The following is a 14386-nucleotide window of genomic DNA, read 5'->3' on the forward strand; positions in this document are numbered from 1 at the left end:
TAAAAAGGGAACACTCTGTTGTGAACGTCTGTTTGCTCTGTAGCCCTGATAAAAAAATCAAGTGTCGTTTCGGGATCATACTTCGGGAATATGAACATTGGGTCGCAGGTTCGATTCCTGCCCACTCCCCCGAAAAGGAGAGGTAGCTCAGACGGTAGAGCAGATGCACGAAAGATCCTGACCCTGTTACCTTGATTAAAATAATAATATTGTTAAAACCGATATTGAAGAAAAAAATAAACATCAGATGTCGTTTCAGAATCGTACTTCGATTTAAACCATCAGACGCAGGTTCAATTCCTGTCATTCCTGTTGTAAACGGAATGTAGCTCAACAGGCATAGCAGATGGCAAAGAAAGATTCTGATATTTTACTCTGATACAAAAAAAGAGTGCCGTAGAAAAGGCTTACTTCGAATGAAAATTTAGACGTCAAAATCTAATAAAAGTGTAATAATCCTGAATAACAGTAAGGTAAAAGGTGCACGTCTGTCTTTTCGATTTTTGCCTCTTTTTTATAAAAATAAAACAGATAAGTGCCGTAGAAAAAAGTTACTTCGTAACTATAACGGTCCTAAGGTAGCGTAATCCGGGCGACCGGATCAGCGAAGCCGGGTTGAAATCCGGCAGGGTAAAAGTTTTCTGTAAGAAAATGCAAGTCTCACGCAGATGTCGAATTATCGGTTCACTGCCCATAATGGGTAAGAACGGCGCTCTTCAATGAGCATACTTTTTTCGCTTTTTGCCTTATCTGTCTCAATAACAAGTGCCGTTGAATAGTGTTACTTCGCTCATTACGACGGGGACGCGGGTTCGAGTCCCGCCTCTTCCACAAAATACGATGTAAAGGAAGAGTAGCTCAGCTGGTTAGAGCACGACATTACACATTCAGTTGTCGCCTTGTTTTAAAATAAAGTGTTGTCAGGAAAAAGCTCCATCGCATCATTCCTTTGGGGAAATAGTGAAGCTGGTTATTCCGGTATGAAAACTGGTTTTTTCCAAGGGTAGCCTTTAAAAAATTAAATGCCGGTGAAATTATTCTCCGGCATTTAATACTTGCTTAATCTCTTCCTCGAAAGTCTTTTTCCAGTTGGTGATTGTTGTTCTGCTTATTTTATATTTTCTGGACATATAGCTGGTAGAAAAACCATGCTTCTGCTGATATTGCAAAAGTTTAAACATTGTTTTTTTATCATAGGTCTTTAGTCTTTGGTTGCTTTTTTGGCTCTCCCGGGACTGTTCAAAGATCTTTTCATTGAAGTTCAGGACATCTTCCGTCGTATGAAGCTTATCCAGAAGTTCTCTGATCTTGGGATCCTTTAATTTTTCAGGATGTTCCAGCTTTAGCATATCATGGTAAATTTTCTTGTAATTGGGACGCATAATATATCTGTTTATCCGTTAGTATTGTCATTACTTTTCTGAAACCAGCGGTGAAGCGTACTCTTGGGAATAGAATATTCTTTGATTGCTTCGCTGTGGGTCATTTCTCCTGAAGAAATTCTTCTCATAATAAAGTCTTTGATTTCTTGGGTATAGATGTTTTTTCTGAAATAAGGGATCTTTTCGGACTTTTTATGATTTTTATTAACTGCTGAAGGAGGGGCATATAAAATAAGGTGCGAACTGTAAAGCCTGAAAAAATCATATTCAAGCAGCTTGCTCCATCGCAGAAGAAGTTCTGTATCTATTGAGTTGCTGGAATATACATTTTCGATGAACTCTTCATCTTTATTGAGAAAATTGCATATCCTTTCCATCGGTACTTCATTTTCATCAACCATCTCTTTAATAAATTTTCCGATATGAATTTCTTTGTATAACATGTATCAATATTTTATGATTAAAGCATTAGGAAAAATAAATCATTATACCTGATACAAAGATGATCGGTAGAGACAGTTTGTAGATAAAGTTCAGGCTGTTGTATAGTAACAATTCCTCCTGTTCTTTTGAATGTTCAGGTGGATGATTAAGATACAATCAGCTAAACGGTCTTTCGTTAGTTTTCAGGTTATTTTATCTGTAAATTGTTTGCTTTAAATAAAGCAAGCTCTTCTCATATAATTTACTTAGCAGACCTCTGGTTCAAACTTCTTTTTCACAGTCCAGTATGAATCAAATATAACCTTTTAAAGATCTTTCATGCAATTCTATTCGTAATATTCTATAAATATATAAAAAATAGATTGTGATTTACTTTAAACTTTTTTAGCCTTGGGTAAATAATCTATTTGTTATTCTTCAAATTTAATTAAAAATTATAGAAAACTTAATTAACATGTAAATTTTAATGAAAATTAACATGTTAATTAAGTTTATTCATTAATAATTAAATATGCTATATAGAGAAAACCGGAATGATAATGAAGGATAATAATTGTATAAGATCTGTTGAGTACCTACCTTTGTCCCTCAATGAAAAATACCATAAGCTTATTCGATTTTTCGAAAAAAATAAATTATAAAAATGAATTGCTTGCAGGTTTTACTGTTGCAATGACCATGATTCCTGAATCACTTTCATTTGCTATATTGGCGGGGTTATCTCCTTTAACAGGCCTCTATGCTGCATTTATGATGGGACTTGTTACCGCAGTTTTGGGAGGCCGTCCGGGAATGGTATCCGGTGGGGCAGGAGCCACCATTGTTGTATTGATTGCTCTGATAAAATTTCATGGTGTAGAATATCTTTTTGCTGCAGTTGCTCTGGCCGGAATCTTTCAGATGCTGGTCGGTATTTTTAAATTAGGGAAATTTGTAAGATTGATCCCTCAACCTGTTATGTACGGCTTTCTCAACGGGCTGGCAGTAATTATTTTTATGGCTCAGATTGAGCAGTTTAAGATTATAGACAGCAGCGGTGCAGTCAGCTGGCTTCACGGAACATCTCTATATATTATGGGAGGCCTTACAGCACTTACCATCGCAGTGGTTTACTTCTTTCCGAAAATAACAAAAGCAGTTCCTGCCTCCCTGGCAGCTATTATGGTAGTATTTGCTGTTGTTTTGGGGTTCGGGATCCAGACAAAAACGGTGGCAGATATTGCTCATATCAGTGGAAGCCTTCCTGCATTTCATATTCCGAAGCTGCCTTTCACCTGGGAAACCCTGCAGATTATTTTTCCTTATGCGATGATAATGGCAGGTGTTGGCCTGATTGAATCTTTACTGACCCTGTCAATGGTAGATGAAATCACCAATTCAAAAGGAAATGCCAATAAGGAATCTGTTGCCCAGGGTCTTGCCAATATCACCAACGGATTTTTTGGAGGAATGGGCGGATGTGCCATGGTAGCACAAACCTTAGTGAATCTGAATGCCGGATCAAGAGCCAGATTATCAGGGATTGTAGCTTCATTGATGATCTTGCTGATTATTTTATTTGGTGCACCTGTTATTGAAAAAATTCCGATGGCCGCTTTGGTCGGAGTGATGATGATGGTTTCCATAAGCACTTTTCAGTGGGTTTCCATCAGGATTGTTAATAAAATGCCAAAATCAGATATATTTGTAGGAATTACAGTGGCTTTAATTACTATTGTTCTTCATAATCTTGCGCTGGCTGTGCTGATTGGAGTAGTTATTTCTGCTTTGGTTTTTGCCTGGGATAATGCCCAAAGAATCCGTGCAAAAAAATACACTGATGAAAACGGAATCAAATACTATGAAATATACGGACCTCTGTTCTTTGGCTCCGTAACTGCATTTATGGATAAATTTGATCCTGCCGGAGATCCGGATGAAATCGTTATAGATTTTAAAGAAAGTCGCGTTGTAGATATGAGCGCAATTGATGCTTTGGATAAACTGTCGAAACGATACAGTCAACTGAATAAAAGGCTTTACCTCCGCTACCTTAGTGAAGACTGCCGAAAAATGCTGGGAAATGCAGAAGCTGTAATTGAAGTGAATATTCAGGACGACCCTACCTATAAAGTGATGCCGGAAAAATAAGATAAACCCATCTGAAAGATTAACAAGATCTGCGTTATCTGTGAAATCTGCGGGAACATAAATCATTTAAATTTCGGAAATATAATGATGTATAAAAACTGATTTTCAAAACAATTCTATTTGAACATCATTGGTCTTTACTTTATTTGATAACTCTTAGAATATATTCAATAGCAATGGTCTTCAGCCTATTGTAAAGAAGAAATAAATCTAGCCAAAATTTGCATCTGACAATTTATTATTCATTTAAGATAATCATATTAATAAAAGATACCCCCATAACCAGACAAGGACTGTAAAATTACTTTACAGTCCCTGTTGTTTAGGTCATTAATGTTTCAGCAATGAAATCCGGCACTAGAGCATAGTGGGAGAATTGCATACTGATGGAAGCTCTTCCGCTGGATAAGGTTCTCAGATCGGAAATATATCCGAATGTTGAAGCCAATGGAATTTCCGCGGTGAAAATCTTTCTTCCTGAACGTTCATCAATAGAAGTAATGATTCCTCTTCTGCGGTTAATATCCGCTGCTATAGCTCCCGTGTATTCCTCAATACTCTGGATCTCTATCAGCATAATCGGTTCCATAAGTTTAGGAAAACATTTCACAGCTGCATTTCTGAAACCGTCTCTTGCAGCAATTTCAAAATCCAGTGCAGCCGAATCATTAGGGTGGAAAGATCCGTCCAGAAGTCTGATACTCATACTTTCCAGCGGATAACCTTTCAAAGGACCGTTTGCCATGGCTTCTCTGAAACCTTTTTCAACAGAAGGAATAAATTCACCGGGAACAGCACCGCCTTTGATCAGACTGACGAATTCCAGACCGGCTTCATTATTTTCTCTGGGGCCAATTTCAAACGTAATATCTGCAAATTGTCCGCTTCCTCCGTTCTGCTTAGAAAACTTTTCCCTGAAGGTATGCCCTTTTGTTAAGATCTCACGGTATGAAACTTTTGGTTTTCCCTGATTCACTTCAATGCCGTGATTCAAACGAATTTTTTCCAGCGTTACTTCAAGATGAAGTTCACCCAGACCGCTTAACAGAGTTTCTCCGGTCTGCCCATCTCTTTCTACAACCAGAGAAGGATCTTCTTCCTGGATTTTAGCCAGAACCAAACCGAAAGATTTCTCATCACTGTTCGTTTTAGGTTCAATCGCAACCCTTATCACAGGTGCCGGAATGGTAATAGACTCAAGAAACACAGGTCTTTCAGGTGCAGATAAGGAATCTCCGGTTTTAGCATCTTTTATACCCGTTAAAGCGACAATGTCCCCGGCTTTTCCTTCCTCCATCGATAATGTTTTATCCGACTGCATCCTCAGAATTCTGGAAATCCTGAAACTTTCCCCTGTTCTTGCATTTACTACAGAGTCGCCCGGCTGTATCGTTCCTGAATAGATGCGGAGCATGGCCAGTCTTCCCATATGCTTATCAATCACCACTTTGAAAACGAGGCCTGAGAAAGATGCTGTTTCCTTACTTTGTATTTCAATGACTTCCCCGGTTCCGGGATCTTTCCCCTGAATTGGAGGCAGATGTTCGGGTGCAGGAAGATAATCTGCAATGGCATCCAGAAGCGGCTGAACCCCCTTGTTTTTAAAAGCAGAACCACATAAAACGGGAACAGCAGCTCTTGACGTACAGATCCTCTGTATACAAGCAATAATCATTTCTACAGAAACCTCCCGGTCAGATTCCATAAAGATTTCAAAGAATGTTTCATCATGTTCCGCGAGGGTTTCCATCAGCTTTGTTCTGTATTCTTCTGCTTCCGGGATATAACTGTCAGGAATTTCCTTTTCCACAATGGTTTCCCCGGTCTCTTCAGTCCAGTAAAGCGCTTTTTGTTTTACAAGATCAATCACACCTTCAAAATGGTCTTCAGCACCGATCGGAATCTGTAGTGCCATCGGAACAGCATTCAGTTTGGTTTCAATTTCTTTTAAAACAGCAAAGAAATCTGCTCCCGTTCTGTCCATTTTATTGATGAAACAGATTTTCGGAATACCATGTTTCTCAGCCTGGAACCATACATTTTCAGTCTGCGGCTGTACTCCTGAAGAAGCGCAGAAAACAGCGACAACACTGTCCAGAACCCTCAAAGAGCGTTCTACTTCCACAGCAAAATCAATGTGGCCCGGCGTATCGATGATATTAATGTTGAATACATTTCCTTCTTTTTTCCATTGAGTAGAAACGGCTGCCGATGAGATGGTAATTCCCCGGTTTTTCTCCTGAATATCTTTATCCATGGTGGTATTGCCGTCATCAACATTTCCGATCTTATGAATAAGTCCTGTATAATAAAGAAGCCTTTCCGATAAAGTGGTTTTTCCTGCATCTACATGGGCTATGATTCCTATATTTCGTGTATTGTATTTCATTTTGTTTAATTATATGGGTTGAATTTATAGTGTTGAATATCAGTGTTCTAAGTGTGCGGCGAAATGAATATATTCTAAAAAATGCATAGCAGTTCCCGGACCGGGAAATTTCCGGTCTGAAGGGTTTTTACCAGTCTATGATTCTGACATGATGTTTTTCAGAGGAGAAACTGATGAATTGATGATATGGGTATTTCAGAACATGACATAACCGGACACCAGAAATTTCTGATGGGTTAAAGTCTGAAAAATTGGGCAGCAAAAAAGACCTGTCTGAATAGAGAGGTCTTTTAACATATTTTTAGTAAAAAAGATCTATATAACTATTCAGATAAATATTCAGTGCTGCCAAAGTACACAGCTCTGACAGGATTGCTTAAAGTTATAATATTTATCATTTTTGTTGACATTGTTGATGGTTAATCGGTTGCGAAATTATCATTTTTTTTCAATTGTCAAAAATTTTTTGCACATTTTTTTATAAAATTGGGTTAAACAGATTTTTCAATGAGTCTTTTATAATCTTCCGGATCAATAAAAAATTCTTAAAATATCTTAAAACAGAGAACGAAAGTGATGCGTTTATGATAAAAATTTTATCTTTGGGAAGAAATGAAAATTAAACACTTGTTGATGATTAAAAATTTTTAAATCTTTTTCAAGAAGCTAAATAAAAACTTTTAACTTAAAATTATTGAAAACAGATATCGATATTCATAACCACTGTCACTTTTCCTTTGACCTGTGGCTCACCTTAATCAAATCTCATCCTGAATTTAAAGCAAAAAGAGTTGAGCTGTTCTCCTCGTATTTTAATATTGATAAACCAATTGATGAAGTTGCGAAATCCGTAAAATATTATGATGATCTTTGTAATACCATCAATGAGGTGACCGGAGGGAATATAGATACTTTTGAAATCTATTTATTGATTTTAAGCTCAATGAATGTTGATGTAAAACAGATTGATAAAGAAAATCTGGAAGGATTCTATCTGAAAAGTGAAGAATTGTTTTTAGAATACAGACCCGTTGTTATTTTTGAAAATGTCCGCAGTTTTTTTGATGAAATTAAAAATCAGGGAAAGACCATCAATATTTTAAGCAATACAGGTTTTATTAAAGGAACAACGATGAGGAAATTTCTGATCGGTGAAAATCTGGATCAGTATATTGATTTCCATATCTATTCCGATGAAATTAACTGTTCCAAACCGAATCCGCTTATTTTTCAGGAAGTAAAGAATAAGATAACTGATCAGGAGCTGCCGCTTCACCGTATTCTGCATATCGGAGACAATCCCATTGCTGATTATAAAGGAGCGAAAGACTTTGGCTTCAGTGCACACTTACTTAAACACTAAATCAATATGAACAAGAGATACAGCTTACACCACATTCATTCGGCGGATGAATTCACTTTTTCGCCCGCAGAATACAGCTATTTCAAATATGGCGATAAGTCGTATGCTGAAAAGTTTGCTAAAGAATTATTCGATGGCTTTATTGCCGGCTATGAGTACCTTTTAGATACCGATAAAGAGATCGTTGTGCTTCCCAGCCCGTATATGGCGATTCCTACGGCATCTAATTTTTTATGCTTTTATTTTAAAAAGTATCTGGATTATTTTCTTTTTCAGAAAGGGAAGAGATCTAGCATCCTGTCTAAAATCAACAGAAACCATACCTATATCACAGATTATGGGAATCTGAACTTTGAAGACCGTAAAAATCTGATCGCAAACGATACTTATTACATTGATAAAGATTTTTTAAGAGGAAAACTTTGTATTTTTATAGACGATATAAAAATTACGGGAAGCCACGAATATACGGTACACAAAATTCTGAACGAATACAAGGTAGAAGCAGATTTTATGTTTCTGTATTATGCAGAACTGATGAACTTTGATATTGATCCGAAAATTGAAAACTTCTTCAATTATTATGCAGTAAAAAATGTAAAACATATTGCAGAAGTAATGCTGAAACCGGGTTTTCAATTCAATACCAGAATTGTAAAATATATTTTAGGCCTGGATTCAAGTAATTTTGACTATCTTACGTCTAAAGTAAAGAAGGAGCAGATGGATCTTCTTCTGGAGCTGGCAATCAGCAATAATTATCATTTAATAAAAGAATACGAAAATAACATCAATTTTTTAACACAAACGGAATTACACTATGGCTATTAACTTACAAAAAGGACAAAGAGAAAACATTAACGCACCTAAATTCACTGTAGGTTTAGGATGGGATATCAATAATACTTCTACAGGAACTGCATTTGACCTGGATGCTTCTTTATTCCTGTTGGGTGAAGACAGAAAGCTGGTTTCAGACAACCACTTTATTTTCTATAACAACCTTGAATCTCCGGATAAAGCGGTGATCCACACTGGAGATAACCTTACAGGAGAAGGAACGGGAGATGATGAGCAAATCAAAATAGATCTTACAAAAATAGATTCTGCGATCAAGGAAATCACTGTTGTAGTAACGATCCATGAAGCAGAATCCAGAAAACAGAACTTTGGACAGGTAAGAAATTCTTTCATCAGAATTTTCAATACAGATACGAATGAAGAGATCCTAAAATATGAATTAGATGAAGATTTCTCAATCGAAACGGCTGTAGAATTCGGAAGAATCTACAATAAAAACGGAGAATGGAAATTTGAGGCGGTAGGCGCAGGACAGCGTGACGGCCTTGACAAGTTTGTATCAATTTATCAGAATTAATTATGGACAATCAGGGAAATCAGCCAACAGATCCATATGGGTCTATTGAGCCTCTTAAAACATTTGAACCGGCTCCAATGACGCCGCCGGTTGAGCCTGCCCAAAATGCAGCACCGCCGGTTCTTGTGGACAGGGAAGGAAATGTAAATCTGACGCAGATGCAGTCAGATGACCGTCAGAAATATGAAGTTTTGGCTAATTCAATTGATGAAGCCAATCCTGGATCTATCGTAAATTATGGAGCCGAACTTCAGAAAACACTTTCCAATCAGAGTGACAGCTTTCTAGGAAATGTAAGAAGATCCAATTCAGGAGAAGTTGGTGTATTGATCAACGACCTTTTGGTAGAACTTAATTATGTAGACGTAGATGAGCTGAACAGCAATAAAGTAAAAAGTTTCCTAAGCAAACTGCCGTTCATGAAAAAAGTCATAACGCAGGTAGAAAATCTGTTTACGAAATACGATAAAATCATCAATAATATCGAGCAGATCTCTTACAAGGTAAACGCAGGAATCATTACTTCTACAAAAGATAACGCTGTTCTTCAGACGATCTTTGAAAGTAACGTGAACTCTATCAAGCAAATTGAAGACCTTGTGATTGCAGGAAGCCTGAGAATGGAAAGAGCTGCCGCAGAATTGGCTCAGATGGAAACTGCTCCGCAGAACTATCAGGATTACCAGATTGCAGATAAAAGAGATTTCATTGCAAGACTGGACCGCAGAATGGCGGATCTTAAAGTGGTGCGTGTGATCATGATGCAGTCACTTCCGCAGATCAGACTGGTACAGAACAACAACGTTTCTATTGCAGAAAAAGCACAGACGATCCTTACGACAACGCTTCCGGTATGGAAAAACCAGCTGTCATTGGCTGTAGCGATGTACAGACAGCAGCAGAATATTGAAATTCAGCAGAAAGTATCTTCCACAACAGAAGAGATTTTAAGAAAGAATGCAGAACGTCTTGGCCAGAATTCAGTGAATGTTGCCAGAGCAAACGAACAAACCATTGTATCTGTAGAAACATTGAAAGAAACAACTTCAATGCTTATCAATACGCTGAATGAAGTAAAACAGATTCAGAAACAAGGTGCGGAAAGCAGAAGAAAACTGGATCAGGATCTTCAGACATTAGAACACGAATTAAAAGCAAACGTAAGAGGTTAAATAACAGGATACCAAGGTGGGGGATGATGCAGCAACCATAATGTCTCAGAGCAGAAGAAGATTAACAAAGCTTAAACTTCTTGCTAATTTTTTTGAACATATTGACATTATATCGATTTACATTAAAACCGATATTATCCATAATCTGTTTCAGGAAAATAAGGCATTGGACTTTAACAAGCTGGAACTTTTCCACCTTCAGTATACCGACAGCCTGATTGAACTTCTCACGAAGATCAAAAGGCAGAAGGAAAACGAAATGCTGGCTGTCATTAACGAAATTGGTGTCAACAGCAAATATATTGCAGGTTTTGAGGAAAAAAAAGCAGACAGTTTTGAGACCGACAGGAAAATGTACAGCGGTATATTTTCCCAGCATCTGAAAACACTGTATAAAGATCTAACAGAAGACACTTTTACGGTAAATTGGGATAATGTGATGTATTTTCATAAAAAATATGCACAGGAATTTTACCGGAATCAGGCAGACGAAACACTGCTGAAGCCGGGCACATTTCCAGCTTATCAATACCGGGATTTTGCCATCGAAAGAAAGCTTTTGGGAAGATTGAATATACAGGGATTTAAAGTCCGGTTTGTCTGCGGTTATCTTATCGGGATTCATGAGTATGAACTTTTTAAAATCTTTCAGTCTGATGATTATTTCATTTTCAGCATAGACGATAAAAAGCTCTATCTTTTTGAACATGAACTGGATAAACTGGATATCTCTGAAAATGAATCCAACCAGAGTTCCATTATTAATCAGTTGAAAAATAAAAATGAACAGCTGGAAGGTTCTATGAACGAAAGAAAACGCACCCTCACCCCGGAAGTGGAAAACGTATTGAAAGACTACCTCCGAAACCTGGAAAATATAGACATTATGAGCAAAATATTCGATTTTGATGAAGAAACGAATATCCTGCGCGCAATGCTTAATTTGAATTTGAATAATAATTAAACGAAATTTGAGAAGCAGATACAGCATTTGCTTTTCGTGAAAATAACAACAATTACAAACATAAAAAAATGGCTATTAACTTACAAAAAGGTCAGAGAATCAACCTTAAAAAGGAGGACGGCGCAACGCTTAACCAGGCGTGTGTAGGGATCAACTGGGGGGCGATTGAAAAAAAAGGATTATTCGGAACTAAAAAAGAAGCAGTAGACTTAGACGGAAGCTGCATTTTATATGACTCAAACAAAAACGTTACAGAAGTAATTTACTTCGGAAACCTTAAATCCAGAAACGGTTCTGTAAAACACAGCGGAGACGATCTTACAGGGGACGTAAACGGTGATGACGGACTAGATAATGAAGTAATCACAGTAGATTTCAGCCAGCTGGAACCTAATGTAGAGCATGTTGCATTGGTACTGAACAGCTACCAGGGGCAGGACTTCGGAACCATTCCTTTTGCCTCCATCCGTATTTATGAGGGAACACCTACCAATGTGAAAGAAGTTTTTGCTAAATATGACGTTGCTAATGATGCTTCTTTCAGCGGTCACGTTGCCATGGTAATGGGAGTATTCTATAAGAGAAACGGAGAGTGGAAGTTCAATGCTATCGGAGACCCTACTTCTGACAGAAAACTGGAACAGACTATTCAGACCGTACAAATGAACTATTTGTAATAGACTATCAATCAAAAAAATAAATAAAACAGCAATACTTGTACCCCGTACAGCTATTGCTTTTGTCATATAATAACACATAACTGAAGTGGAACATCAAAGTATTTTAGATCTGCACCCTGGCCTGGTGTGGGGATTCGCGATAACAGTCGTTATCATGCTGCTCCTGGACTTAGGGGTATTTAATAAAAAAAGTCATGAAGTATCATCCAAAGAAGCTACGATTTGGTCTATCGTATGGATCTCGCTGTCCATGGTATTCTCAGGAGTTGTTTATTGGGTTTTCAATACAGACGGAACTCCTCAAAGTCATGCCCTGGCGATAGAGAAATTTACACAGTATCAGGCGGCCTATTGGATTGAGAAAGCCCTCTCCGTGGATAACTTATTCGTCTTTATTCTTGTTTTCGGATTCTTTAAAGTTCCGAAATACCTTCATCACAAAGTTCTCTTCTGGGGAATCATCGGTGCATTGGTATTCAGGGCTATATTTATCTTTGCAGGAGTAGGACTGATTAATCTGACCTATCTTCCTGAAATGAATGTCTTCGGAGAAGCCGTAAAAATCAACATAGTAATGACCCTGTTCGGATTATTCCTTGTATATGCAGGGATCAAATCATGGGGTGACGGTGGTGACGATGATGATGAAGATTACAGCAATACAGCCGGAGCCAGACTAATCAAAAGTTTCTGGAAAGTTTCCGATAATTACGATGGAGATAAATTCTTCACGATTCAGAACGGAATCAAAATGGCAACACCGCTTTTAGTAGTGGTAGGAGTAATTGAATTTACAGACGTTCTTTTCGCAGTAGATTCAATCCCGGCGATCTTTGCGATCTCTAATGACCCGTTTATCCTGTATACATCGAATATTTTTGCCATCTTAGGACTTAGATCACTCTATTTCCTGTTGGCGAACTTCATCCACATGTTCAGCAAACTTCCGTACGGACTGGCGATTATCCTGTCTTTTATCGGGGTGAAAATGCTGATCGCACCATGGATCCATATTCCGTCCCCAATTTCCCTGGGAATTGTAGGAGGAGTATTGGTCATCTCAGTTCTCTTATCCATTATTTTCCCTGAAAAGGAAGACGACGAGAAAGAGAAACTTGACGAGAAAGAAAAACAGATAAAATAATACAAACAACCCCTGGGATTTTTATCCCGGGGGATTTTTTTTGATGTAAATAGAGGAGAAGCACTGTTTTGCATAGGAAAAATCAATTTTGAATCAATAATATCCCACGGAGGAAAAAGATATGGATGTGATCAATTTCCAGCCTCCAGCTTCCCTTCTTCTATTTAATAATAAAAAGACAGACTGGTTTGTCTATTTTCTCTTTTTATTGTATATTTGCAGAACACAAAAACAAAATATTATGATATCTCCAAGAGAAAGAATTGTAGAAGCAACATTTGAACTGTTTGCTAAGCAGGGGTATAACTCTACAGGAATCAACCAGATCATTTCCGATGCAGGAGTAGCAAAAGCCAGCTTTTATCAATACTTCAAGTCCAAAGAAGACCTGTGTGTAGAATTTCTTAAAGTAAGACATGCTTACTGGTTTGATGAGCTCGAACATTTTTCCGAGAAAAGCCAGGATCTTAAGTCCAGAATACTCATAGCCTTTGATTTTCTCATTCATATGAATGAAAAAGAAAACTTCAGAGGATGCAGTTTCCTGAATATTCTCTCGGAAATCCCTACAGATAACGTAAAAATAATGAGGGAGATCATGGAACATAAGGCAGCACTCAGAATGTATTTTCTTGAATTACTGAAAGATGAGACCCTTTCAGATCATGTCTATATGCTTTTTGAGAGCAGTATTATTGAAAGTCAGGTCTTCAGATCCAATGAATTAATAGAACGTTCAAAAAAAATAATCATTAATCTAATCCCTTAAATATGGAACAGAAACATCCCCTTCCACCTTTCACCCTTGAAACGGCGATACAAAAAATCCAGATGGCAGAAGATGCATGGAACAGTCAGGATCCTGAAAAAGTTTCTAAAGCCTACACACTCGATAGTGAATGGAGAAACCGGGATACTTTTATCAACGGAAGAGAAGAGATTGTAAAGTTTCTTCAAAGCAAATGGGAAAAGGAACTGGACTATAAGCTTAAAAAAGAATACTGGGCCCATACAGACAACCGTATTGCAGTACGTTTTGAATATGAATATCGTACAAAAGACGGAAACTGGTTCAGAGCTTATGGAAACGAAAACTGGGAATTTGATGAAAACGGTTTGATGAAGAAAAGATTTGCAAGCATCAACGATCTGTCCATTAAAGAAGAAGACCGGAAATTTAAATAAACCCAAAGGGCTGTTATCATGACAGTCTTTTTTGTTCCAATGAATTACCTAAAGAAATCATAGATTTCTAAAGACTCATGTGTACTTTTTATGCATAAAGCTTTAAACTTATTTCTACTTAAGTGTAAAGCCTTTTATGCCTATGGTGGTTAAAA

The 14386-nt window shown here is 37.5% G+C and carries 13 protein-coding genes; 10 read left to right on the plus strand and 3 right to left on the minus strand.

Annotated elements, in window-relative coordinates:
* Positions 1-1034: 1034 nt before the first annotated feature.
* A complete protein-coding gene (locus FW768_RS19495) occupies positions 1035-1382 on the minus strand; it encodes a helix-turn-helix domain-containing protein (protein WP_153398239.1) in 348 nt (115 codons plus the stop codon).
* A gap of 11 nt (positions 1383-1393) precedes the next feature.
* The gene (locus FW768_RS19500; RefSeq protein WP_062701380.1) at positions 1394-1825 is read right to left on the minus strand and encodes a helix-turn-helix domain-containing protein; all 432 of its coding nucleotides are present in this window, start codon (positions 1823-1825) and stop codon (positions 1394-1396) included.
* Positions 1826-2417: 592 nt separating this feature from the next.
* On the opposite strand from FW768_RS19500, the gene FW768_RS19505 reads away from it, so the two are divergent.
* Complete coding sequence (locus FW768_RS19505; protein ID WP_153398241.1) at positions 2418-3956, plus strand: SulP family inorganic anion transporter; 1539 nt, start codon at positions 2418-2420, stop codon at positions 3954-3956.
* Between the two features lie 322 nt (positions 3957-4278).
* On the opposite strand, the gene fusA is transcribed toward FW768_RS19505, so the two are convergent.
* The gene (gene fusA, locus FW768_RS19510; RefSeq protein ID WP_153398243.1) at positions 4279-6345 is read right to left on the minus strand and encodes an elongation factor G; all 2067 of its coding nucleotides are present in this window, start codon (positions 6343-6345) and stop codon (positions 4279-4281) included.
* 694 nt (positions 6346-7039) lie between these two features.
* Between fusA and FW768_RS19515 the strand changes: the two genes are divergently transcribed.
* The 9 genes from FW768_RS19515 (at position 7040) to FW768_RS19555 (ending at position 14231) form a co-directional block, all read left to right on the plus strand.
* The gene (locus tag FW768_RS19515) at positions 7040-7708 is read left to right on the plus strand and encodes an HAD family hydrolase (RefSeq protein ID WP_153398245.1); all 669 of its coding nucleotides are present in this window, start codon (positions 7040-7042) and stop codon (positions 7706-7708) included.
* Between the two features lie 6 nt (positions 7709-7714).
* A complete protein-coding gene (locus FW768_RS19520) occupies positions 7715-8539 on the plus strand; it encodes a phosphoribosyltransferase family protein (RefSeq protein ID WP_153398247.1) in 825 nt (274 codons plus the stop codon).
* Entirely contained in the window at positions 8529-9086 is a 558-nt protein-coding gene (locus tag FW768_RS19525; protein ID WP_153398249.1) for a TerD family protein, read from the plus strand. The genes FW768_RS19520 and FW768_RS19525 overlap by 11 nt, the downstream gene beginning before the upstream one ends.
* 2 nt (positions 9087-9088) lie before the next feature.
* On the plus strand, positions 9089-10258 hold the full coding sequence (locus FW768_RS19530; protein ID WP_185152011.1) for a toxic anion resistance protein: 1170 nt from the start codon (positions 9089-9091) through the stop codon (positions 10256-10258).
* Between the two features lie 40 nt (positions 10259-10298).
* A complete protein-coding gene (locus tag FW768_RS19535; protein WP_153398251.1) occupies positions 10299-11222 on the plus strand; it encodes a hypothetical protein in 924 nt (307 codons plus the stop codon).
* Between the two features lie 68 nt (positions 11223-11290).
* On the plus strand, positions 11291-11899 hold the full coding sequence (locus tag FW768_RS19540) for a TerD family protein (RefSeq protein WP_153398253.1): 609 nt from the start codon (positions 11291-11293) through the stop codon (positions 11897-11899).
* 88 nt (positions 11900-11987) lie between these two features.
* Positions 11988-13046, plus strand: coding sequence for a TerC/Alx family metal homeostasis membrane protein (locus FW768_RS19545; RefSeq protein WP_153398255.1), 1059 nt, complete (start codon positions 11988-11990; stop codon positions 13044-13046).
* Positions 13047-13287: 241 nt separating this feature from the next.
* A complete protein-coding gene (locus FW768_RS19550; protein ID WP_153398258.1) occupies positions 13288-13815 on the plus strand; it encodes a TetR/AcrR family transcriptional regulator in 528 nt (175 codons plus the stop codon).
* Between the two features lie 2 nt (positions 13816-13817).
* Positions 13818-14231 carry a nuclear transport factor 2 family protein gene (locus FW768_RS19555; RefSeq protein WP_153398260.1) on the plus strand — a complete coding sequence of 138 codons (414 nt, stop codon included), beginning with the start codon at positions 13818-13820 and terminating at the stop codon, positions 14229-14231.
* The last annotated feature ends 155 nt before the right edge of the window (positions 14232-14386 follow it).

The organism is Chryseobacterium vaccae, assembly GCF_009602705.1.
Taxonomy (GTDB): Bacteria; Bacteroidota; Bacteroidia; order Flavobacteriales; family Weeksellaceae; genus Chryseobacterium; species Chryseobacterium vaccae.